This is a genomic window from Alkalihalobacillus sp. CinArs1 (genome assembly GCF_947387515.1).
GTDB lineage: Bacteria > Bacillota > Bacilli > Bacillales > Guptibacillaceae > Guptibacillus.
Window position 1 is genome coordinate 1,123,580 of sequence record NZ_CANDOB010000002.1, and the last position, 24,378, is coordinate 1,147,957.

Annotated in this window: 22 protein-coding genes and 1 other annotated feature; all 22 genes read left to right on the top strand. The window is 41.6% G+C overall.

Going from position 1 to position 24,378, the window contains the following annotated elements; genetic code table 11:
- Positions 1 to 42: 42 nt before the first annotated feature.
- The 22 genes from PFZ69_RS14545 (at position 43) to ileS (ending at position 24,243) form a co-directional block, all read left to right on the top strand.
- A complete protein-coding gene (locus PFZ69_RS14545) occupies positions 43 to 1,506 on the top strand; it encodes a UDP-N-acetylmuramoyl-L-alanyl-D-glutamate--2,6-diaminopimelate ligase (RefSeq protein WP_270181785.1) in 1,464 nt (487 codons plus the stop codon).
- Positions 1,503 to 2,855: a UDP-N-acetylmuramoyl-tripeptide--D-alanyl-D-alanine ligase gene (locus PFZ69_RS14550; protein WP_270181786.1), complete on the top strand. Its 1,353-nt coding sequence runs from the start codon at positions 1,503 to 1,505 to the stop codon at positions 2,853 to 2,855. Before PFZ69_RS14545 ends, PFZ69_RS14550 begins: the two co-directional genes overlap by 4 nt.
- 20 nt (positions 2,856 to 2,875) lie before the next feature.
- Complete coding sequence (gene mraY, locus PFZ69_RS14555) at positions 2,876 to 3,850, top strand: phospho-N-acetylmuramoyl-pentapeptide-transferase (protein WP_270181787.1); 975 nt, start codon at positions 2,876 to 2,878, stop codon at positions 3,848 to 3,850.
- A complete protein-coding gene (gene murD / locus PFZ69_RS14560) occupies positions 3,850 to 5,190 on the top strand; it encodes a UDP-N-acetylmuramoyl-L-alanine--D-glutamate ligase (protein WP_270181788.1) in 1,341 nt (446 codons plus the stop codon). Before mraY ends, murD begins: the two co-directional genes overlap by 1 nt.
- A gap of 63 nt (positions 5,191 to 5,253) precedes the next feature.
- A complete protein-coding gene (gene spoVE, locus PFZ69_RS14565) occupies positions 5,254 to 6,354 on the top strand; it encodes a stage V sporulation protein E (RefSeq protein ID WP_270181789.1) in 1,101 nt (366 codons plus the stop codon).
- 421 nt (positions 6,355 to 6,775) lie between these two features.
- Positions 6,776 to 7,549, top strand: a complete 774-nt coding sequence (locus PFZ69_RS14570; RefSeq protein ID WP_270181790.1) for a cell division protein FtsQ/DivIB — start codon at positions 6,776 to 6,778, stop codon at positions 7,547 to 7,549.
- A gap of 465 nt (positions 7,550 to 8,014) precedes the next feature.
- Positions 8,015 to 9,292, top strand: coding sequence for a cell division protein FtsA (gene ftsA, locus PFZ69_RS14575; RefSeq protein ID WP_270181791.1), 1,278 nt, complete (start codon positions 8,015 to 8,017; stop codon positions 9,290 to 9,292).
- Positions 9,293 to 9,321: 29 nt separating this feature from the next.
- Complete coding sequence (gene ftsZ, locus PFZ69_RS14580; protein ID WP_270181792.1) at positions 9,322 to 10,464, top strand: cell division protein FtsZ; 1,143 nt, start codon at positions 9,322 to 9,324, stop codon at positions 10,462 to 10,464.
- Positions 10,465 to 11,035: 571 nt separating this feature from the next.
- Positions 11,036 to 12,328, top strand: a complete 1,293-nt coding sequence (locus PFZ69_RS14585) for a homoserine dehydrogenase (protein WP_270182058.1) — start codon at positions 11,036 to 11,038, stop codon at positions 12,326 to 12,328.
- Positions 12,328 to 13,386 (top strand): threonine synthase, encoded by a 1,059-nt coding sequence (thrC, locus tag PFZ69_RS14590; RefSeq protein ID WP_270181793.1) that lies wholly within the window; start codon positions 12,328 to 12,330, stop codon positions 13,384 to 13,386. The genes PFZ69_RS14585 and thrC overlap by 1 nt, the downstream gene beginning before the upstream one ends.
- Positions 13,383 to 14,285: a homoserine kinase gene (gene thrB, locus PFZ69_RS14595; RefSeq protein ID WP_270181794.1), complete on the top strand. Its 903-nt coding sequence runs from the start codon at positions 13,383 to 13,385 to the stop codon at positions 14,283 to 14,285. The genes thrC and thrB overlap by 4 nt, the downstream gene beginning before the upstream one ends.
- Positions 14,286 to 14,449: 164 nt before the next feature.
- Positions 14,450 to 15,364 (top strand): sigma-E processing peptidase SpoIIGA, encoded by a 915-nt coding sequence (spoIIGA, locus tag PFZ69_RS14600; RefSeq protein WP_270181795.1) that lies wholly within the window; start codon positions 14,450 to 14,452, stop codon positions 15,362 to 15,364.
- Between the two features lie 35 nt (positions 15,365 to 15,399).
- Positions 15,400 to 16,119, top strand: a complete 720-nt coding sequence (gene sigE / locus PFZ69_RS14605) for an RNA polymerase sporulation sigma factor SigE (protein WP_270181796.1) — start codon at positions 15,400 to 15,402, stop codon at positions 16,117 to 16,119.
- Between the two features lie 83 nt (positions 16,120 to 16,202).
- Positions 16,203 to 16,982, top strand: a complete 780-nt coding sequence (gene sigG, locus PFZ69_RS14610) for an RNA polymerase sporulation sigma factor SigG (protein ID WP_270181797.1) — start codon at positions 16,203 to 16,205, stop codon at positions 16,980 to 16,982.
- Between the two features lie 71 nt (positions 16,983 to 17,053).
- On the top strand, positions 17,054 to 17,323 hold the full coding sequence (locus tag PFZ69_RS14615; protein WP_224881928.1) for a YlmC/YmxH family sporulation protein: 270 nt from the start codon (positions 17,054 to 17,056) through the stop codon (positions 17,321 to 17,323).
- Between the two features lie 91 nt (positions 17,324 to 17,414).
- Positions 17,415 to 18,230: a peptidoglycan editing factor PgeF gene (gene pgeF / locus PFZ69_RS14620; protein WP_270181798.1), complete on the top strand. Its 816-nt coding sequence runs from the start codon at positions 17,415 to 17,417 to the stop codon at positions 18,228 to 18,230.
- Between the two features lie 7 nt (positions 18,231 to 18,237).
- Positions 18,238 to 18,906 (top strand): YggS family pyridoxal phosphate-dependent enzyme, encoded by a 669-nt coding sequence (locus PFZ69_RS14625; protein WP_270181799.1) that lies wholly within the window; start codon positions 18,238 to 18,240, stop codon positions 18,904 to 18,906.
- 32 nt (positions 18,907 to 18,938) lie between these two features.
- Positions 18,939 to 19,391 carry a cell division protein SepF gene (locus tag PFZ69_RS14630; protein WP_270181800.1) on the top strand — a complete coding sequence of 151 codons (453 nt, stop codon included), beginning with the start codon at positions 18,939 to 18,941 and terminating at the stop codon, positions 19,389 to 19,391.
- 12 nt (positions 19,392 to 19,403) lie between these two features.
- A complete protein-coding gene (locus tag PFZ69_RS14635; RefSeq protein ID WP_442865166.1) occupies positions 19,404 to 19,676 on the top strand; it encodes a YggT family protein in 273 nt (90 codons plus the stop codon).
- A gap of 4 nt (positions 19,677 to 19,680) precedes the next feature.
- A complete protein-coding gene (locus PFZ69_RS14640; RefSeq protein ID WP_270181801.1) occupies positions 19,681 to 20,454 on the top strand; it encodes a YlmH family RNA-binding protein in 774 nt (257 codons plus the stop codon).
- Positions 20,455 to 20,538: 84 nt separating this feature from the next.
- A complete protein-coding gene (locus PFZ69_RS14645) occupies positions 20,539 to 21,039 on the top strand; it encodes a DivIVA domain-containing protein (protein WP_270181802.1) in 501 nt (166 codons plus the stop codon).
- A 169-nt stretch (positions 21,040 to 21,208) separates the two neighbouring features.
- Positions 21,209 to 21,422: a binding site (T-box leader), on the top strand.
- A 64-nt stretch (positions 21,423 to 21,486) separates the two neighbouring features.
- On the top strand, positions 21,487 to 24,243 hold the full coding sequence (ileS, locus tag PFZ69_RS14650; RefSeq protein WP_270181803.1) for an isoleucine--tRNA ligase: 2,757 nt from the start codon (positions 21,487 to 21,489) through the stop codon (positions 24,241 to 24,243).
- Positions 24,244 to 24,378: the final 135 nt, after the last annotated feature.

A 24,378-nucleotide genomic window follows, 5' to 3' on the forward strand; every position in this document is an offset into this window, starting at 1 on the left:
TTGTTTTCTGAAAAAGTCAGCAAACTAGAAAGGTGATCAAAGATGAGATTAGATGATCTACTTCATGCACTATTTACATATAAAAAGCTCGGAAGTGAAAATCCTGAAATTACGTCTGTAGAAAGCGACAATCGTACGGTGACTGAAGGAAGTCTCTTCGTATGTATTCCTGGATATACGGTAGATGGTCATGATTTTGCAGAAGATGCTGTAAAGAAGGGGGCAGCTGCCATTGTCGCGCAAAAAGAAATGAAGCTTTCTGTCCCTGTAATCGTAGTAAAGGACACACATCGCGCATTAGCAGAACTAGCTAATCATTACTATCAAAATCCTACTCAAGCATTTAACTTGATCGGAGTAACAGGAACGAATGGAAAAACGACCGTTTCACATTTAATCGAGAAGGTTCATCGTGATCAGAATCAAAAAACAGGATTGATCGGTACGATCAATATTAAAATTGGTGATGAAGAGTTTGAAACAAAAAACACGACTCCAGAACCCCTTCTTTTGCAAAAGCAATTTGCTAACATGAGAGATCATGGAGTCAAGACAGCTGTGATGGAGGTATCCTCTCATGCGTTGACGCTTGGAAGAGTTCGTGGCTGCGACTATGATATTGCTGTGTTCACAAACTTAACGCAAGATCACTTAGATTATCATGGGACGATGGAGGAATATCGCCAGGCGAAGGGTCTTTTATTCTCTCAATTAGGCAATACATATGATACGGGTAAAAAGAAAGTAGCCATATTGAATGCCGATGATCCTGCTAGCCTAGAATATGAAAAAATGACGTCTGCTCATATCTTTACTTACGGTATCGATCAAGAAGCAGATGTTAAAGCGGTGGATATTTCATTCTCAGCAACAGGGACTGAATTTCAACTCATCACGCATGAAGGAGTTAAAGAAGTTAATATAAAACTTACAGGCAAGTTTAGTGTGTATAATGCGCTAGCTGCGATTGCTGCTTGTCATGCTGCTGGTATTTCGTTAGATGATACCTTGAAGAGTCTAGGTGAAATTCAAGGAGTTCCAGGTCGCTTCGAGTTGGTAGATGAAGGTCAGAACTTCCCAGTGATCGTAGATTATGCTCACACACCTGATAGTCTAGAAAATGTACTAACGACAGTTAAGGAAATGGCGAAAGGAAACGTCTATGCTGTTGTTGGGTGTGGAGGGGATAGAGATCGAACAAAACGCCCTCTCATGGCTAAGATTGCGACAAAGGTTGCTGACACGACCGTTCTGACTTCTGATAACCCAAGAAGTGAAGATCCAGAACGAATATTAGACGATATGGTCGACGGTGTAGATGGACACTACGTAAGAATAACTGACAGGGCAGAAGCGATCGCTTATGCAATCGATCATGCAACCGAAGGAGACGTTGTATTGATCGCTGGAAAAGGTCATGAAACGTATCAAATTATTGGAGAGCATGTTTATGATTTTGATGATCGTGAAGTAGCACGTCAGGCAATAAAGGGGAAGAAAGCATGAAATTTCGTTCAACGTTATTAAGCGATTTTGCAAGAGCATCGCTCGATAAAGAGCTACAGTTTGACGGTATTGCAACAGATACTCGAAAGGATTGCACGAACAAACTGTTTGTCCCGATTGTAGGAGAAGTATACGATGGACATCGCTTCATCGATAAAGCAATCGAGAGCGGTGCTACAGGGACGCTATGGGATGACTCTAAGCCATTTCCTAAAGATTTAGAGAATCAGATCGTTGTCTACTATGTGAGCGACACCACTGAAGGGTTACAAAACTTAGCAAAAGCTGTATTGAATGCTCACAAACCCTATGTGGTAGGAGTAACCGGCAGCAATGGTAAAACAACTGTTAAGGATATGTTAGAAGCGGTTCTTAGCCCAAACTATAAAACATATAAAACGCAGGGGAATTTAAATAACCACTGGGGACTTCCTATGACGATCCTTTCGATGCCTGAAGATACTGATGTACTTATTTTAGAAATGGGTATGAGTTCAAGAGGGGAAATCTCACTTTTATCTTCAATCGCACGTCCTGATGTGGCCGTTATCACCAACATTGGTGAGTCACATCTTCTTCAACTTGGAAGTCGAGAAAACATCGCGAAAGCTAAGATGGAAATCGTCGATGGATTAAAAGAAAACGGCTCTCTTATCATCGATGGAGATGAACCATTATTAGCTCCTGTTAAAAGCCGTGCAATTTCTTGTGGGTATGAAGACGGTAACGATTTTCAGATAAGTGAAGTCTCTCAACTTGATAAAGGCTTTGCGTTTTGCCTTTCGGAAGAAGATAAACCGTTCGAAATACGTTTGTTAGGGAAGCATAATATAAAGAATGCGCTCTTTAGTATTGCTGCTGCAAGAAAGCTAGGTGTAGAGGACGACGCGATCAGGTCATCGCTTTCCAACTTGAAACTAACAGGCATGAGGCTCGAGACGTATGAAACTAGCAACGGAGCATTGGTTATTAATGATGCATATAACGCAAGTCCAACGTCTATGAAAGCTGCGGTCAATACACTAATCGAGTTAGAAGGATATAAAAAGAAGATTGCGGTATTAGGAGACATGTATGAGCTAGGTAATCAAGAAGAACAGCTCCATCGAGACATCGCAACTGCGATAAAAAATCCGATAACAGAAGTCGTTACTGTTGGTGAAAAAGGTAAATGGATCTATGAAGAGATGAAAACGAATGAAGCAGTAAGTGTTCCTGCTGTTTCCTTTGCCACGAAAGAAGAGGCTTCATCATATTTAAAGGACCGCCTTGATAAAGAGACAGCAGTTCTATTAAAAGCTTCGAGAGGCCTCGGGCTTGAAACGATTATAAAGGCAAAAGGGAAGTAATTTTTTAAGGAGGCAGGACATTGATTGAACGTTTATTAATTTTTAGTTTATTAACATCATTTATCATTGCAGTACTGGTCTCTCCAGTATTCATTCCATTCTTAAGGAGACTGAAATTCGGTCAGAGTATACGAGACGAAGGGCCGAAGTCTCACCAGAAAAAGTCAGGTACCCCAACGATGGGCGGACTTATTATCATTCTTGCAATCATTATTGGTACAGTAGCGATCGCGTTGAAGTACGATGAGATCTCTATGGAGATCTGGCTGTTGCTCTTCGTGACCGTCGGATATGCTTTGATTGGATTCTTAGATGACTTTATCAAGGTTGTTAAGAAACGAAACCTTGGTTTAACTTCAAAACAAAAGCTGCTTGGTCAAGTTTTCATCGCGATTCTTGTTTATTTTGGATTACGTACGATTGGATTTGACACAGCTATCCACGTTCCAGGAACAGAGTTGAGCTTTGACCTTGGCATCGGTTATGTTGTACTTCTTTTCGTTATGCTAGTCGGTGCTTCGAATGCCGTAAACTTAACAGACGGTCTAGATGGACTCGTTGCAGGAACATCAGCCATTGCGTTTGGAGCATTCGCGATTCTAGCGGCAGCTACATATATGTACGATGTAGCGATCTTCTCTGTAAGTGTTGTCGGTGCGGTACTTGGATTTCTAGTCTTCAATGCACATCCGGCAAAAGTGTTCATGGGTGATACTGGGTCTCTAGCATTAGGTGGTGCGCTAGCAGCTGTTGCGATTATGACGAAGCTCGAGTTACTTTTAGTTGTAATCGGTGGGGTATTCGTAATCGAGACCTTATCGGTCATCATTCAGGTAGCTTCATTTAAAACGACCGGTAACCGTGTGTTTAAGATGAGTCCTCTTCATCATCACTACGAACTTTCTGGTTGGACAGAATGGCGCGTAGTTGCAACATTCTGGACTGTTGGATTAATTTGTGCAGCGTTAGGAATTTATCTAGAGGTGTGGTTGTAATGAAGAACAAAGATTTTTACAATGGTCGTTCAGTATTAGTGATGGGGATTGCGAAAAGTGGGTTTGCTGCAGCAAAACTACTTCGCTCCCTTGGCGCTAATGTAGTGGTAAATGATCGAGAAGAAGTATCAAAAAACCCACAAGCACTGGAACTTAGTGAGGATGGGTTTACCGTAGTTGGAGGAGGACATCCGCTTTCATTGCTTGATGGCACTGAATTAATCGTAAAAAACCCTGGGATTCCATATCATAACCCACTTTTGCAGGAAGCTGAAAAACAAGGCATTCCAATCATTACTGAGGTAGAGGTGGCTGGAAAGATCTCTGAAGCACCTTTCATCGCAATAACGGGTTCGAACGGGAAAACGACGACGACGACGTTGATCGGTGAGTTGCTCAGTGGGACGAGCTCAAATCCAATCGTTGCTGGTAATATTGGGACAGTTGTCTGCGAAGTTGCAGCGAAAGCAACGCCAGATCAAACGCTCGTAACAGAGCTTTCTAGTTTCCAGCTTCAAGGTACGGAGGAATTTCATCCACACATCTCAGTTCTCCTGAATATTTATGAAGCTCATCTTGATTACCATGGTTCTAAAGAAGCCTATGCAAATGCAAAAGCTCGTATATTTGCTAATCAGAAAGAAGAAGATTACGCCGTATACAATGCTGACGATCCTCTCGTAACAGAATTTGCTCGCGCTTCAAATGCTACGTTAATTCCGTTTTCTGCAACTAAGCAGGTCGACGGTGTTACGATCGTCGATGGTTTTATCATGTTTAAAGGTGAGAAAGTAATCGAGATCGCTGATCTTTCAATGAAACAAAATATAGAAAATACGCTAGCTGCGATTGCAGTTGCAAAACTATCTGGGGTTTCGAATGAAAAGATTTATGAAGAACTTACGAATTTTCATGGCGTTAAACACCGTTTACAGTTCGTTGGAGAAGTAAAAGGTCGAAAGTTCTTCAACGATTCTAAAGCAACGAACTCCATCGCAACAAAAAAAGCACTGGATTCGTTCCAACAACCGGTAGTCTTGTTAGCGGGGGGACTCGATAGAGGAAATGATTTCGATGATCTTATTCCATATTTTCAAGAAAAAGTGAAACATCTCATAACTTTTGGCGAAACAGCACCAAAACTTCAAGATACTGCAAACAAAGCAGGATTGAAGAACGTAACAGTTGTCGATAATGTAGAAAAAGCTGTTCCTACAGCTTTCAATCTTTCAACAGATGGTGAAGTGATTTTATTGTCACCTGCATGTGCAAGTTGGGATCAATATAAAACGTTTGAAGAGCGTGGAGACATTTTTATTGACGCAATGCATAAACTCTAATGAAAGGTTGTCATGCTTATCCGAGAAGGGTGGGTAAATCGACGATAACGGGGTGTGGACTCATTGCCGAAAACAAAATCAACGCCAGACCTGATCTTTTTAACTGTGACACTTGCTCTGTTAGCAATCGGATTGGTAATGGTCTATAGTGCGAGTGCAGTATGGGCTTCTTATAAATTCGATGACGCCTTCTTCTTCGCAAAAAGACAGCTTCTTTTTGCAGGGGTTGGAGTCATTGCAATGTTCTTCGTAATGAATGTGGAATATTGGACGTGGAGAACGTGGTCGAAGTTAGGAATTATCATCTGCTTCTTTCTTTTAATACTTGTCCTGATCCCAGGGGTGGGATTAGTAAGAGGTGGAGCGAGAAGCTGGTTGGGTGTTGGTGCGTTTTCGATCCAACCCTCAGAGTTTACAAAGTTAGCGATGATTGCGTTTCTAGCGAAATACCTTTCAGAAAATCAGAAACGCATCACATCATTTAAAAAAGGACTCGTGCCATCACTAGGTCTTGTACTAGTAGCATTTGCGATGATCATGCTTCAGCCTGATCTCGGTACAGGTGCCGTTATGGTCGGTACCTGTGTCGTCATGATCTTCATTTCAGGTGCGAAGATTTCACATTTTGCATGGTTAGGGGTACTCGGGATAGCCGGCTTCATAGGGTTGATTCTCTCAGCACCTTATCGAATCGCTCGTATCACCTCTTACCTCGACCCGTGGAGTGATCCGCTCGGTAGCGGATTTCAAATTATTCAATCCCTCTATGCGATCGGACCAGGAGGATTGATGGGTCTTGGTCTAGGGCAAAGTAGACAAAAGTTTTATTATTTACCGGAACCTCAAACAGATTTCATATTTGCTATTCTGTCAGAGGAGCTTGGTTTTATTGGTGGAAGCTTCGTGATCTTATTGTTTGCGCTTCTCCTTTGGAGAGGGATCCGAATTGCACTTAGAGCACCTGACTTGTTTGGTAGCCTACTCGCTGTTGGGATTATCGGGATGGTGGCAATTCAAGTGATGATCAACATCGGAGTAGTAACTGGCTTAATGCCTGTTACGGGAATCACGCTTCCTTTTCTAAGCTATGGTGGATCCTCATTGACGCTTATGTTAGTAGCGATGGGAGTCTTGTTGAATATCAGCCGGTATGCAAAGTTTTAGATGTTAAAACAAGTTGAAATGACGCATAGAAGGTTTTCCTTAATCGTTCGGAAAGTTTTACTTCATATATACTAGTAGGAGTGAATCCCTGCTTGACTCCAGTGGTTCAAAGGGCGTTCGCCGACAGGAGCAAGAGGGATTCAAACTTCTTCGGCGTAGGTATTGCAAAAGTTTATGTTTTTCAATTAGCTAAGACGCTCCAATTGATGGAGCGTTTTTATATTGAAATTCTTTTTTTACTTAACAAAAGGCTAATTTAGTCGATATTTGACTTAGAAAACATTTTTCATGACTGAATAAAAAGCCCTAAAAATATGCTATAATGGTGAAAATAAGCAGTATTTCTTTATCATGCCGTGCGGTTGCCATGATATGAAATTGAGCACTTTGAAGAATTACATTTCAAGACGGGGGCAAAAGGATGGAAGATCGTAAAGTAGTAACGATAGAAGATCGGATTCCGACATTAAAAGCGCAGCGTAAACAGCGTGCAAACAGAAGACTGATCGTCTATTTATCAATCTTCTTCTTTTTAATTTTGTTGATTATTTACTTCCAATCTTCTCTGAGCCATATTCGTACGATACAAGTTTCAGGTAATCATTTTATCGCTACGAAAGAGATTGAGAAGTTGAGTGGTCTTGATCAAAGTGTTAGCTTTTGGAACATCAACAAAAAAGAAGTAGCATCCCAAATCGAAAGTTCAAAAGAAATAGCAAATGCAGACGTTACAAGACAATTTCCTGCTACGGTTAACATTGAAGTAACTGAGAATGAACGAGTAGCCTATCTGAAAAAAGGCACTAACTATTTTCCGATACTTCAGACCGGAACGATCCTCGATGCTTTAGGAAAGGGAGATACCCCTGTCAATGCACCGATTCTACTTCAATGGGATGAAAGTACAGAGCTGTCAGAGATGGCAGGAGAGTTAACAAAAGTAAAAATGAGTGTGATCAACCGAATTTCAGAGATTCACTACGAACCAAAAGAAAATAATGCATTCAACCTCACGTTATTTATGAGTGATGGGTATGAAGTTCGGACGAGCATCAGAAGTTTTGCAGAACGAATAAACAATTACCCATTGATCGTTAAGGAACTTAAGGACAAACCAAAAGGCGTTCTATTTTTAAATGAAGGAAGCTGGCTTGAACCTTATGAAACAGTCGTTGAAGAAAAATCCGAATCATAAGCGAGAAATTACCTATGAGTATCTTCCTAATGGACAAGGATGAGCTTTTTTGTACGAACCTTTATGATTCAGAGAATTTTACTTCTCTAGTATCCTAGAAAAGGCGAATTGAACCTTTTTGTATGGAGCTCAATCCTTGTCTTTTCTACATGTTCTACTTGGTGTAGACTTATACGTATGTTCTTTCTGTAAAGTAACAAAAGACTTAGAAACTACCAAATTTATTTTTTGAGTAAAACGACTAAAAAAACTTATAAAATATTGGTCAAAAGAAGGGAAATTAACGGTTTTGTGGAATAGTGTCCTTATATCGCATTCTTATGGCGATCAGTACCTTTCTGTTAAAAAGAGGTTTACTAACAGAAAAAAATGTGAATATAAAGGTGTTGGAGGTTTATTCGACCCTATTATAGAGAATTTACAAATACCTGAAATAGGTAGCAATTCGAAGGAGGTGCCAGGAGAATGAACAGCAACGAAGTATATGTGAGTCTAGACATCGGTACATCCAATGTGAAAGTGATCATTGGCCAGATGACAAACGATTCATTGAATATCCTTGGAGTAGGTAGTGCACCATCCGATGGAATTCGTAAAGGATCGATTGTGGATATAGATGAAACTGTTCGTTCAATTAAACAGGCAGTAGAAAATGCAGAAAGAATGGTAGGTTTATCGATTCGCTCCGTTATCGTTGGAATTAATGGAAATCATGTTCAGCTTCAGCCATGTCATGGAGTAGTGGCTGTTTCAAGTGAGGACCGTGAGATTCATGACGAAGACGTCGCGAGAGTAATTGATGCAGCACAGGTAGTCTCTATACCTCCTGAGCGTGAGATCATCGATGTGATCCCAGGTCAATTTGTGGTGGATGGGTTAGATGGCATCACAGATCCTAGAGGGATGATCGGTGTTCGTCTTGAAATGGAAGGCACGATTATTACAGGTTCTAAAACCGTATTACATAATTTATTGAGATGTGTTGAGAAAGCAGGCCTTGAAATTGCTGATATTTGTCTTCAGCCGCTAGCATGTGGTGCGATGGCTCTCTCTAAGGACGAAAAAAACCTAGGGGTGGCACTTGTGAACATGGGAGCAGGTTCGACGACAATTTCTATATTTGAAGAGGGTTCTCTCAAAGCGACTTCCGTTCTTCCTATCGGTGGAGATAACGTAACGAAAGACATTTCGATTGGTTTAAGAACAACGACTGAAGAAGCTGAACGGATCAAGATCAAGCATGGTAATGCCTTTGTTGATCTTGCTTCTGAAGAAGAGGCATTTACAGTGTCTACGATTGGAAGTTCAGCAGAACAAGAATTTAATCAGTTCGAATTGGCACATATTATAGAACCTCGTATTGAAGAGATGTTAGAATTGATAGAAGACGAGATTAGGCGTTTGGGAATACGCGAATTGCCTGGTGGATTTGTTCTTACCGGAGGAATGGTAGGAATGGATGGTATACTCGAGCTTGCAAGAGACGTACTCCAACATAATGTACGCGTTGCAGTTCCTGACTATATTGGAGTTCGTGAACCTCAATATACAACTGGCATTGGTCTAATCCAATTTACGTACAAAAACGTAAAGATTCAGGGCAAAGAAGTTGCAGCTTCGTTAAACCCTGAGGATGAAGTGAAGCCCAAGCGTAAAAGCAAACCTGAACCTCAGTCGGGGGAAAAGTCTTCTCCAGGAATGAAAGAAAAAGTTAAGAACTTCTTTAATTTATTTGTTGAATAAAGGGCATTACAAGATTAGGAGGACCTGAGATGTTAGAGTTTGATATGAATATGGAACAATTAGCACAAATAAAAGTAATCGGTGTCGGCGGTGGCGGAAGCAATGCTGTTAACCGAATGATTGAAAATGGAGTTCAAGGTGTAGAATTCATTGCTGTCAATACGGATGCACAGGCATTGAACCTTGCGAAAGCAGAAGTGAAAATGCAAATTGGTGGCAAATTGACTAGAGGTCTTGGTGCAGGTGCCAATCCTGAGATCGGTAAAAAAGCAGCTGAAGAAAGCAAAGAGCAGATCGAAGAAGCACTTCGTGGAGCAGATATGGTCTTCGTAACAGCTGGTATGGGAGGCGGAACTGGAACTGGAGCAGCTCCGGTCATTGCTGAGATCGCTAAAGAACTCGGCGCTCTAACTGTTGGGGTCGTTACGCGTCCATTTACATTTGAAGGCCGAAAGCGTTCAACTCAAGCGGTATCTGGAATTGCGATGCTAAAAGAAAAGGTCGATACGTTGATCGTTATTCCTAACGACCGTCTACTTGAAATCGTTGACAAAAACACACCGATGCTAGAAGCGTTCCGTGAAGCGGATAACGTACTTCGCCAAGGTGTACAAGGTATTTCAGACTTAATCGCTGTACCAGGTCTTATTAACCTTGACTTTGCAGACGTGAAAACGATCATGACTGAAAGAGGATCTGCATTGATGGGAATCGGAATCGCAACAGGTGAGAACCGTGCTTCTGAAGCTGCGAAAAAAGCGATTTCTAGTCCGTTGCTTGAAACGTCAATCGATGGCGCTAAAGGTGTTCTTATGAACATTACAGGTGGATCTAACCTGAGTCTTTATGAAGTAAACGAAGCAGCTGATATCGTTTCTTCAGCTTCAGATGAAAATGTGAACATGATTTTCGGTTCAGTAATTAACGAAGAACTTAAAGACGAAATCCTTGTAACAGTGATCGCGACTGGATTCGACGAGAACGAAAACAAGAAAAAATCTGTTCCTCGCCCTTCTACTCAGTCTAAACAGGGTGCACCAATTCAGCAGCCGAAACAAGAAGAGGAAGAAGTACAGCAACCAGAACCTTCAAAGTTTGGTTCTCGCGTAGAGGAATCTAACGATACACTAGATATTCCTACTTTCTTGCGTAACCGTAAGCGCAGAAGATAATTGTTTTAAAACCAGCTCATACTTGAGCTGGTTTTTTTATTGGTTTTGAAAGCGGTTTAATATTCCGTTTCTAAACGCGAAACTTCGCTTTTCGTGATGTCCAGCTGCGTTTCGCAGAAACTACAAGATTTCGCTCTTTCAATTGAACACAAAGAACGTGTTCTATTGAAAGCGCTCCAATCTTTCCGTTTCTAAACGCGAAACTTCGCTTTTCGGATGTCCAGCTGGGACTCGCAGAAACTACGAAATTTCGCTCTTTCAAATGAACACAAAAAGCGTGTTCACATGAAAGCGCTCCAATTTCTCCGTTTCTAAACGCTCGTCTACGCTTTTCGTGGTGTCCAGCTACGTTTCGCAGACACTGCGTCATTTCGCTCTTACAAATGAACACAAAGACCGTGTTCTTTTGTAAGCGCTCCAATGACTTCGTGTCTAAACGCGAAACTTTGCTTTTCTTTAAATATTTCAAATTTTTCTGTAAAGGTGGTTGTGTTTGTGAAGGATGACACGTATAATGTCCCTTATATAAAAACAAACGTCCTTTTCAGGAGGACATAAGGGAGTGGAGAATATGAAGGAGAGCGTATCTGTAGGACTGTTAGGACTTGGGACTGTTGGTAGTGGAGTGGTACATATGATTGAATCCCATCAGGAGGAGCTTCAACAGCGCGTTGGTTGTGTGGTGAAGGTAGGAAAGGTTCTCGTTCGAGATATTGAGAAAAACAGAGGGGTCGATGTTAACGAGGAGTTGTTAACACAGGATCCAGATGAAGTGATCAATAATCCTGAAGTAGATGTAGTGATCGAAGTAATGGGTGGTATCGACCAAGCGAAAGAGTATATCCTTGCTTCGTTAAAAAATAAAAAACATGTTGTAACAGCCAACAAGGATTTAATGGCTTTACATGGAAGAGAGTTATTAACGGCTGCGGTTGAAAATGAAAGTGACCTCTTCTATGAAGCTAGTGTTGCAGGTGGGATTCCAATTCTTAGAAGTTTAGTAGAAGGTCTATCCTCTGATCGAATCACAAAGCTGATGGGGATTGTGAACGGCACGACAAACTATATCCTCACAAAAATGACTAAAAACAATGTGCCGTATGAAAGTGTATTAAAAGAAGCACAGGATCTAGGCTTTGCTGAGGCTGACCCAACTGCTGACGTGGAAGGGCTAGATGCAGCTCGGAAAGTCGTCATCCTCGGAACACTCGGGTTTTCGATGAAAGTAGGATTAGATGACGTCAAGATTAAAGGGATCACTGAAGTTGATGCTGAAGATATTTCTTATAGTAAAAAACTAGGGTATACTATCAAACTACTTTCGATCGCAAGTTCAGAAAACGGATCGATCGAACTTTCTGTTCAGCCAACTCTATTGCCATCGCGCCATCCGCTTGCTTCTGTAAATGATGAGTACAATGCTGTTTATGTGTATGGAGAGGCAGTCGGAGAAACGATGTTCTATGGTCCTGGTGCAGGTCAACTACCAACAGCTACAGCGGTTGTATCTGACCTAGTCGCCGTTATCAAAAACATGCGTCTTGGAGTAAATGGTAAGAGTGTCATTCTTCCTCAACATGAACGTAAGCTGAAGAAAGATGATGAAATTAAGAGCAAATACTTCATCAGATTGTTTGTAAAAGATGAAGCTGGAGCATTTTCAAAGATTTCACACTTATTTAAGGACCATGGAATCAGTCTTGAAAAGTTAATCCAAGAACCAGTGATTAATAATGGAACTGCAGAGCTCGTCATCATCACTCATGAAACGAATCATCAAGCATTCGAAGACGTTCATAGTCAACTCAATGATTTAGATGTGGTGGTCGAGGTGAAAAGCAGGTATCGAGTGGAGGGAATGTGATGTCAGTCTGGAACGGGTTGTTAAAACACTATGAGAATTTTTTACCGATTACTGAAGATACTCCTGCACTAAGTTTAAATGAGGGGAATACCCCTCTACTTAAATTAAATACGCTGTCAGAAGAGCTTGGAATTTCTCTACACGTAAAGATTGAAGGAGCGAACCCAACAGGATCGTTTAAAGATAGAGGTATGGTAATGGCAGTAGCAAAAGCGAAGGAAGAAGGTAGCGATGCAATCATTTGTGCTTCGACGGGGAATACTGCAGCAGCTGCTGCTGCGTACGGAGCAAGAGCTGGCTTACGTTGCATCATCGTTATTCCAAAAGGAAAGGTCGCATTAGGAAAATTAGCGCAGGCTATGATTTACGGTGCAGAAATCTTTGAAATCGATGGGAATTTTGATGAAGCGCTTCGTATGGTTCGTTCGATTGCAGAGACTGAACCGATCACTCTCGTTAATTCAGTGAATCCATATCGCTTGGAAGGACAAAAGACAGCCGCTTTTGAAGTATGTGATCAACTTGGAAAATCCCCTGATGTGCTAGCGATTCCAGTAGGAAACGCTGGAAACATCTCAGCTTATTGGAAAGGATTTAAAGAGTATCTTTCAGATGAGAAAAAGCCTCAGATGAGAGGATTTGAAGCAGAGGGTTCTGCAGCCATCGTCAAAAAGAAAATAATACAAAACCCAGAAACAATCGCTACTGCGATCAGGATTGGAAACCCAGCCAGCTGGCAGTTAGCGGAAGACGCTGTCGTAGAATCCGGTGGTAAAATCGACAGCGTTACAGATGAAGAGATCTTAAATGCTTATCAGCTTCTTGCAAAAAAAGAAGGAGTGTTTGCAGAACCAGCATCATGTGCTTCAATCGCCGGAGTTTTGAAACAAGTGGCTTCAAATGAAATACAAGAAGGAAGCACAGTCGTTGCTGTTTTAACAGGAAACGGACTAAAAGATCCGTCAACAGCTATGGATACTGTTCTCGTCAAGCCGCGGGTGGTTGCTGCTGATAAAGGAAGTTTTCTCGAGGAGTTAAAGGGATGTGTTAGTCATTGAAACAACCTGTCTCATTAAAAATTCCAGGAAGTACTTCAAATCTTGGCCCGGGGTTTGATTCGATCGGTCTTGCGATAAATCGTTATCTTCATGTAAAGTTCGAACCTTCGTCTGAGTGGGCTTTTTACTACATCGGTTTTCAAGAAACGTTTCCTCAAGGTAAGGAAAACTTGGTTTACAAAGTGATCGAATCGATCGCAGTGTCGGTACAGAAAACCCCTGAACCGCAACGCGTAACGATGACGAGTGAATTACCCCTTGAACGAGGACTTGGAAGTAGCGCGGCAGCAATCGTAGCTGGCGTGGAAATTGCAGACATCACGATGGGGCTTGCGCTTACTTCTAAGGAAAAAGTAAGGTATGCTGCTGAGTTTGAAGGGCATGCGGATAATGTCGCTGCTTCCATATATGGAGGGCTTGTCATCGCATCAGGACTTGGTGACCTTGATTCTGTCGTTCAAAACGTTGAAAATGTTGAATTCGTTGCCTTAATACCAGAACGAAAATTAAAAACAACTGACTCACGCTCTGTTCTTCCAAAGAGTCTGACCTTTGAAGAAGCAGTCAAAGCGAGTAGTGTTGCAAATGTCTTTACAGCAGCTGCAGTGAGCAATAATTGGCAACAAGCAGGAGCTTTGATGAATGAAGATTTATTTCATCAACCATACAGAAAACATTTTGTCCCAGATCTTGAACGTGTTCAGCGTTTAGCTGTCGATTGGGGAGCTTATGGTGCAGCCTTGAGTGGCGCGGGTCCAACTTTGTTAATCTTTACACCAATAGGGACAGCTAAGAAACTAAAAGCAGTAATGGAAGCGAATTTAACGGGATATGATTGCGTAGAGCTTTTCCCTACGAACACAGGAGTACAGCGAATGAATGATGTTTTGCAAAGGTGATCGTACTTTAGTCGTCCAGTGATGGACGGCTTTTTTTGCGCTAAGGGTGACAAAAATAGTGATAATTATGCAAAATAACCTCGGTATTCGCGGCACGATTTGACAGTCTTTCAATCCAAACTAGTCTATACTAGAATTCAAATTCGATAGGGAGGAGCCAGCAGGTGGCTGTATATCTGGACGTAATATGGCTGTTGAACGTTTGCTTTGACTACATGCTATTGATGCTTACCAGTTTGCTGCTTAAGCGTCATGTTCGTAAAAGACGACTTGCTGCTGGCGCTCTATTCGCTTCGTTATATGTCATTTTTCTTTTTATTCCTGGGTTGGAGTTTATGGTCCATCCGATTGTGAAATTATTTTATTCGTTTATCATCGTAAGCATAACGTTTGGGTTTACAAGGTTTCGAAGCTTCATTCAAAGTTGGCTGCTGTTCTATTTTGTCACGTTTATGATCGGTGGAGGCATGCTTGGTGCGCACTATTTTTTAAAACAGGAAGTAGGTGTTTATAACGGAGCGATCGCTACACAGGGGAGTGGATTTGGAGATCCTGTCAGCTGGGTGTTTGTGCTCGTTGGTTTTCCATCCGTATGGTTTTTTTCTAAGAAAAGGTTAGGTGATATCGAGGCGAAAAAAATTCACTATGACCAAATAGCCAGCGTTAAAATCATGATCGATGATGTGATCGTGACTGCACCAGCACTTATCGACAGTGGGAATCAACTAAAGGATCCATTATCAGGAGCTCCCGTCATGATTCTCGATATGACCATCCATGCAAACCATTTTTCAGAGAACTTTCTTAAAAAAGCAAAAAATGTAACTGACTTTCAAAGTGAGGGAGAGGTGGACAGGTGGGAGCATCGGCTTAGAATCGTTCCATTTCGAGCCGTCGGACAAGATCATCAATTTTTATGTGCGATAAAGCCTGACGCAGTGGAAATTTCAACGAATGAAGAAACGATCGTTGTCAAAAAAGTACTAGTAGGGCTCAGTTTCCAGTCATTATCAGGGGAGAAAGAGTACAGTTGCATCCTTCATCCCAAAATGCTAGCTGAAAAGGCAAATGCTTCTTAAAGATAAGAAACAAACAGATTGAGGAGGTTTACTGCATGGGCAAATTAAAGATAAAAGTTGTACTCTGGTGGCAGAGAATCTTAATCAAACTCGGAATTAAACCTGACGAAATCTATTACATAGGAGGAAGTGAAGCACTTCCGCCTCCTTTGACGAAAGAAGAAGAAGCCCATCTTTTGATTAAATTGCCTGGTGGTGATAAGGCTGCACGATCGATTTTAATCGAAAGAAACTTGCGCCTCGTTGTTTATATCGCACGTAAGTTTGAAAACACAGGGATTAATATTGAAGACTTGATCAGTATCGGAACGATCGGGCTGATCAAAGCTGTCAACACATTCAATCCTGAAAAGAAAATCAAGCTAGCAACATATGCTTCTAGGTGTATTGAAAATGAGATCTTGATGTTTCTGCGTCGTAATAACAAAATTCGTTCGGAGGTTTCATTCGATGAACCTCTTAATGTCGATTGGGATGGAAACGAACTGCTCTTATCTGATGTATTGGGAACTGATGAAGATATCATCACGAAAGGAATCGACGCACGAGTAGACCGGAAATTGCTTGTGAAAGCTCTTGAAACATTGAACCCTCGAGAAAAGCAGATCATGGAACTAAGGTTCGGTCTTGCAGGCGATGAAGAGAAAACACAGAAAGATGTTGCTGATCTTCTCGGTATTTCTCAATCTTACATCTCCAGGCTAGAAAAGCGTATCATCAAAAGGCTTCGAAAAGAATTCAACAAGATGGTCTAACATTCTTAAAATGATAAATGCATAATTTTCCCACTCTCGGAGATACTTTACTTTGACAGCATCTCCGATGAGGAGGGAAAGAGTTGACACGAAACAAAGTCGAGATTTGTGGAGTAGATACATCCAAACTTCCGGTTCTGAAAAATGAAAAGATGAGAGTTCTTTTCAAACAGATGCAGGAAGGTGATATTTCTGCAAGAGAAGAGCTAGTAAATGGAAATTTACGTCTCGTTTTGAGCGTCATTCAACGGTTTAACAATCGTGGTGAATACGTTGATGATCTCTTTCAGGTCGGATGTATTGGTCTTATGAAATCCATTGATAACTTCGATTTATCGCAAAACGTGAAATTCTCAACTTACGCAGTGCCGATGATTATCGGTGAAATACGACGATATCTCAGGGACAACAACCCGATCAGGGTTTCAAGATCGCTTCGAGATATTGCCTATAAATCCCTCCAGATCAGGGACAAATTGATGACGAAAAACTCCAAAGAGCCGAATCCAACTGAGATTGCAAAGGAACTCGGTGTAACGAAGGAAGAGGTTGTCTTCGCTCTTGATGCCATTCAAGACCCTGTCTCGTTATTTGAGCCGATTTACAATGATGGTGGAGATCCGATTTTCGTAATGGATCAAATTAGCGATGATAAGCAGAAGGACTTTCATTGGCTAGAAGACATCGCATTAAAAGAAGCAATGATGAGACTGAATCAACGGGAGAACATGATTCTTCAAATGCGTTTCTTTCAAGGGAAGACGCAGATGGAAGTAGCAGATGAGATCGGAATTTCTCAAGCTCAAGTATCACGGCTTGAAAAGGCAGCAATCCAGCAAATGAATAAAAATATACAAAGTTAGAACGAGACCTGTTAAACAGGTCTTTTCTATTGCCCACTTTTCATATAATAAAATGGAAAGGTGGAGGTGTGATGATAAAAATCTCTGAATTTCAAGTTAAGGATGTTGTAAATGTATCGAACGGAAAAAAACTTGGACATATAGCCGATCTAGAAATAAACTTGACGACAGGTAAAATCGAAGCGATCGTTATCCCGGGTCAAGGAAAAATGATGGGTTTTTTTGCGCGTGAGAGTGATCTCGTGATTCCTTGGCGCAACATCGTAAAAATAGGTTCCGATGTTATATTAGTTAAATATTACGATTCATCAGATTCAGAATCTTTCCAAAAAGAGTCATGAGTAGCCAATATCTCACAATCTATATCCCTTCTTCTCAACATATTATGATAAAATAGAGTGTAAACTTGTATAGAAATGAAGGGATATAGCTGTGGGAAACGAACTGTTTTTAGATACTTCTGACATGACTACTTTGGCACTTCATTTCGGAAGAGATGGAGGTCAAGTCAAAGCTGGGTTTTCGACTCGGTTGAACGGTGTAAGTAAAGATCCGTTCGCTAGTCTAAACCTCGGTTATCATGTGCCTGACCATCCAGTAGATGTGTTGACTAATAGAAAAATACTTAGTAAGGCGATAGGCACACCGCTCGAGAATTGGGTAGTTGCAGAGCAAATCCATGGGAATGATATTGCTCACATTACTGCGAATGATTTAGGGCGCGGAACGCTTGATCATGAATCCGCAATACGTGGTATGGACGGTATGTATACGGATGAAAAAGGTTTGATGTTGGCAGCACTGTATGCTGATTGTGTACCCGTATATTTTTACTCCCCTTCCGCGAAAAGGGTTGGAATAGCCCACGCAGGCTGGAAAGGAACAACGAAAGATATTGCTGGAGAGATGATTCAAAGGTGGCAAGATGATGGTATCGACCCTAAAGATATCGTAACTGCAATAGGGCCATCGATCGGAAAATGCTGTTATGAAGTTGATGACAGGGTGATCGAAAACGTAATCGAGGTGGCATCCGATTCTGAACAATTCTTCACACATAACGAAGGTACGTATCAGCTGGATTTAAAAGCTGTGAATAAACACTTGTTGTTAAAAGCAGGCGTATTAGAAGACAACATTCTTGTGAGTGACTATTGTACAAGCTGCAGTGACCTGTTTTTCTCTCATCGAAGCGAGCATGGCAAAACTGGAAGAATGATGGGTTACATTGGTCTTGAGGAGGTTTAACAGGAAAGTGGAAGTAAAGACGAAATTAGAAGAAATCATTTCTAACATCGAAGCCGCTTCACATCGATCGAATCGAAATTCAGAAGATGTGAACGTGATCGCAGTTACGAAATACGTTAGTGTAGAGCGTGCGAAAGAAGCAGTCGAAGCTGGTATCACTCATCTTGGGGAAAATCGTCAAGAAGGCTTGGTGGAAAAAGTCGCAGCATTTGAACACCAGCCTGTATGGCATTTCATCGGCACGTTGCAATCACGTAAAGTCAAGGATGTCATCGATCACGTAGATTACATTCATTCCCTCGATCGACGCTCTCTTGCAAAAGAGATCAATAAGAGAGCAACAAAGAAAGTGAAATGCTTTGTACAAGTCAATGTTTCTGGAGAAGAATCGAAACATGGTTTAGCGGTTGAACAAGTCATGCCGTTCGTAGAGTCTCTAGAAAACTATCCAAATATTGAAGTAGTAGGTTTGATGACGATGGCACCTCATATTAAGGATCCTGACGAAATCAGATTTGTCTTTAAAAAGCTTAGAGAACTTAGAACGAGCATCCAGGAGCGTTCGTTTGATTACGCGCCATGTAAAGAGCTTTCGATGGGGATGTCAAATGATTATGAGATTGCTGTTGAAGAAGGTGCAACGTTTGTTCGTATCGGATCGTCACTTGTTGGTTAATATCAAAACTAACTCTCCCGGAGGTGCAGGGAATGGGAATTAAAACAAAGTTTAAGCAGTTCTTTGAACTCGATGATGAACAAATCGAGTTCGAGGATGATGTTCATACGACGTATGCTGAGGATGATGAGATGGAGAATTCTAGGGTGAGTCGGAACCATAATAAACAGAAACAGACGAATCAATCCAATCAAAATGTTGTGAGTCTTCAAAGTATCCACAAGAACTCTAGAGTTGTACTTGTTGAACCTAGAGTGTATGCTGAAGCTCAGGATATTGCTGATCATATAAAAAACCGAAAATCTGTCGTAATGAATCTGCAACAGATTCCACATGACCAAGCGAAGAGAATCGTTGATTTCTTGAGTGGTACGGTTTATGCTCTTGGCGGTGATATTCAGAAACTCGGTCCCGACACGTTCATGTGTACTCCGGATAATGTTGAAATCTCCGGCAATATTACCGATGAAATATTTGAAGACTAGCTTCTAAGGAAGGTGAAGAATTTGGAAATTGCTTATTTATTAGCACAAGCTTTACGGATTTACTCATGGATATTAATCATTTATATCTTCATGTCTTGGATTCCAAATGCTAGAGAATCCTCTATTGGACAAATGATTGCAAGAATTGCAGAACCTTATCTTGCGCCGTTTCGTAAAATCATCCCGCCTATCGGTGGAATGTTAGATATTTCTCCTATCGTAGCTATTTTTGCACTACAGTTTGCGCAGTATGGAATCGTTGCTCTCTTTGGAATGATCCTTTAATTCCATGTCGATATACGAACACTATCGTCCTGAAGAAAGAACGTTTGTTGATCGTGTGTTAGAGTGGCAAGGGGAAGTAGAAGACAGATACTCTCCGAAACTCACTGATTTCCTAGATCCACGAGAGCAGGATATCGTTACACAAGTAATTGGAAATCATCCCGATGTGAGCGTATCTTTTTCAGGAGGCGTGGACGGAGCAGAACGGCAGCGTGCACTGCTTCTTCCACCTTATATAACAGCAACAGCTGAAGATTATGACATAGCTGCATTAGACATTACATATCCCTCAAAATTCGTTACATTATCGCACCCAGATCTTCTCGGTGCGCTGATGGGACTTGGATTAAAGCGGGAAAAGTTTGGTGATATTTTTGTGCAGGATGGACTTGCACAGCTTATCGTAGCTAAAGAAGTAGCGGATTATATTAAGATGAATCTAACTCAAGCTGGTAAAGCTTCGATCACGCCAGAGGTGATTTCACCATCACAGATCAACGTTCCTCCTATAAGGTGGGAGGAACAATCGGGTACCGTTAGTAGCCTTCGCCTCGATGCTGTATTAGCAGAGATATACAATCTATCTAGGTCAAAGGTATCTCCTATGATCGAACATGAGCGTGCTAAACTTAATTGGAAAGTCGTCGATCAACCCGCAACCGAAGTAAAAGCGGGAGATTACTTATCCCTAAGGGGTTCGGGGAGAAGTAAGGTGAATTCGATCGACGGTAAAACAAAGAAAGAAAAATGGCGAATCACGTATAGTAAAAGAAAATAATTTGACAGATTTAGAAGGATTGCCCGTAGAGATTGTCGAATTACGAGTTGGGACATAAAAGAGAGTAAACCGGAGGTGGCTGAATTGCCTTTAACACCATTAGATATTCATAACAAAGAATTTACTCGCGGATTCCGCGGTTATGATGAAGATGAGGTAAATGAGTTTTTAGATCAAGTCATTAAAGATTACGAAACTGTTATCAGAGAAAAGAAAGAGCTAAATGAGAGAGTAAAGATCCTAGAAGAAAGACTAGGACACTTCTCAAACCTTGAGGAAACATTGAACAAATCGATTCTTGTCGCTCAAGAAACGGCTGAAGAAGTAAAGCAGAGTGCAACGAAAGAATCCCGTTTGATCCTAAAAGAAGCGGAAAAGAACGCTGACCGCATCATCAATGATTCGTTAGCTAAAGCGAGAAAGATCTCACTCGAAAATGAAGAATTGAAAAAGCAAGCTTCCGTTTACCGCACACGTTTCCGTATGCTTGTCGAAGCGCAGCTCGAGATGCTGACGAATGAAGACTGGGACGGGCTGGCTGCTCGTTTTGATGAAGAAGAAGAGCATATTCAAGAAAACGCATAAGGTAAACTTTTAACATTTATTTCGCATTTTCTTGACTTATTAAAATTGAATACACTATACTTTTGATATACTTTAATGGAAGTTGGTCCTACAATTGGATTAACATCTTCAATCAAAAGCACATAGACATAAGAAATGGTCTAAGCTGTTTCTTACAAAATAATGATTAAGAACGACTGCGATGGGAAGAGTAACTGGTTACACTTAACAAAGCGAGCTGGGGTTGGTGTGAGCCTGGCGTTAAGCAACCGGTGAAGATCACCCCTGAGTCCCGAGCTGAACATAAAGTAAGCCCCGGCGTATCATTCACGTTACGAATGCAAAGTGAGCACATTGTGTGCTTAAGTTGGGTGGTACCACGGGAAAACCTTCTCGTCCCTATAGGGATGAGAAGGTTTTTTTATGTTATTAAGGAAATGCAGCGTACGATATTGAAGGAGGAAGGACATGAGCTTTAAAGAAACACTATTGATGCCAAAAACGAAGTTCCCAATGCGCGGTAATCTGCCAAACAAAGAACCTGATATGCAAAAAGAATGGGAAGAAAACAACCTTTATGAGAAAGTACAGGAAAGAACGAAGGATCGTCCTCTTTTTGTACTGCATGATGGCCCTCCATACGCAAATGGAGACATCCATATCGGTCACGCAGAAAACAAAGTATTGAAAGACATGATTGTTCGTTACAAATCCATGAACGGATTTCATGCACCGTATGTTCCAGGTTGGGATACTCACGGTCTTCCGATCGAGCAAGCACTTACGAAAAAAGGTGTGGATCGAAAGAAGTTAACAGTAGCTGAATTCCGTAAGAAGTGTGAAGAATATGCGCTAAAGCAAGTTGATCGTCAGCGTGAGCAGTTCAAACGCCTTGGCGTTCGCGGAGACTGGGATAACCCTTATATCACACTGAACAAAGGGTACGAAGCGCAGCAGATCAAAGTGTTTGGCGAAATGGCGAAGCGTGGATATATCTACAAAGATAAGAAAACTGTTTACTGGTCTCCTACTTCAGAATCAGCGCTAGCTGAAGCTGAAATCGAATACCAGGACAAACGCTCTCCATCCATCTATGTTGCTTTCCAAGTTAAGGATGGAAAAGGCGTACTAAACGGAGATGAGAAGTTCATCATCTGGACAACGACCCCTTGGACAATTCCTTCAAACCTTGGGATCGCACTCAATGCTTCATTTGAGTATAGTGTTGTTGAAGCTGATGGAAGCAAGTACATCGTCGCTACAGAATTAGTTGACCAACTTAAAGAAGAGTTTGAATGGAATACAGTGAATGAACTAAATCGCGTAAAAGGAAGCGAGCTTGAATACGTTACAGCACAGCATCCTCTATATGATCGTGAGTCCCTTGTCATTCTTGGTGATCATGTCACGCTTGATGCTGGTACTGGTTGCGTTCATACAGCACCTGGACACGGTGAAGATGATTATGCAATCGGAAGAAAATACAAGCTCGATATCTTGTGCCCAGTAGATGAGAAGGGTGTTTTCACGAATGAAGCGCCAGGTTTTGAAGGCTTGTTCTATGATAAAGCAAACAAGCCGATCACTGAAAAGCTTGAAGAAGCTGGAGCTCTAGTAAAGCTTTCATTCTTCACACACTCCTATCCACACGACTGGCGTACGAAGAAGCCAATTATCTTCCGTGCAACTGAGCAGTGGTTTGCTTCAATCAAGCAGTTCCGACCTGAACTTCTGCAAGCTGTTGCGGATGTAGAATGGTTCCCGACTTGGGGAGAGCTTCGTCTTCACAACATGGTGAAAGACCGTGAAGATTGGTGTATTTCTCGCCAGCGCGCATGGGGTGTTCCGATCCCAGTCTTTTACGGTGAGAACGATGAGCCGATCTTAACAGACGAAACGATCGAGCATGTCTCAGAGCTATTCCGTCAGCACGGTTCAAACATCTGGTTTGAATGGGATGCGAAAGAGCTATTACCAGAAGGGTTTACGTCTGAACACAGCCCGAATGGTACGTTCCGTAAAGAAATGGACATTATGGACGTTTGGTTTGATTCTGGTTCTTCCCATCAAGCAGTGCTTGAAGAGCGCAGCGACCTTGCGCGACCAGCAGATTTATATCTAGAAGGATCTGACCAGTACAGAGGCTGGTTCAACTCTTCTCTTTCTACTTCTGTCGCAGTAACTGGTAAAGCACCTTACAAAGCAGTGCTGAGTCACGGGTTTGTTCTTGACGGAGAAGGTAAAAAGATGAGTAAATCACTTGGAAACGTAATGGTTCCAAACGACGTGATGAAGCAGCTCGGTGCAGACATCTTACGTTTATGGGTATCTTCTGCTGACTATCAGGCTGATGTTCGTGTCTCAAATGAGATTCTCAAGCAAGTAGCAGAAGTGTATAGAAAGATCCGTAACACGTTTAGGTTTATGCTCGGAAACCTAGAAGGCTTTGATCCAGCTCTGAACAGTGTTTCCTATGAAAACCTTAGTGAGCTCGATCAATACATGCTCGTGAAGTTGAATAACGTTGTGACGAAAGTAAAGAAAGCATATGATGAGTATCAGTTCTTAACGGTTTACAATACCATTCATAACTTCTTTACTACAGAGATGAGCTCATTCTATCTTGATATCGCGAAAGATACGCTATATATCGAGCACGAAGACCATCCGAAGCGCCGAGCGATTCAAACGGTTCTTTATCAAACGGCTGTTGCATTGACGAAGCTACTATCACCGATCATCCCACATACTGCTGAAGAAGTATGGCAGTTTGTACCGGGTGAAAAAGAAGAGTACGTTCAGCTTTCTGACATGCCTGAAGTGAAGAACTTCGAAGGAACTTCTGAACTTGAAAGCAAGTGGGATCATGTGATGGACCTACGTGATGAAGTTCTAAAGGCACTAGAAGAAGCACGTAACGAAAAGAAAATCGGGAAGTCCTTAACGGCTCAGCTTCATATCTATGCGGATGGTGAAGCGAAAGAACTTCTTGATGGCATCGATAACCTCGATAAGCTCTTGATCGTTTCTGCAGCATCCGTTGCAGGAAGTAAATCTGAAGCTCCATCAGAAGCAAAGAATTACGAAGAGCTAGCGATCATGGTTTCCCCTGCAGAAGGCGAAACGTGTGAACGTTGCTGGAGAGTAACAGAGACTGTAGGACAAGATGAAACGTATCCTACTCTTTGCGTAGATTGTGCTGAAACTGTAAAAAATCATTATTAATAGTAAAAAGCGCTTTGCTGAATGCAAAGCGCTTGATTTATTTATGAACAGTTATTTGAGCTACCACGTTACTTTTAAATGAATTTATTCATGAGCAAAGGGCTTATGGTTCCTGCTCAGATTCACAGAAATGGC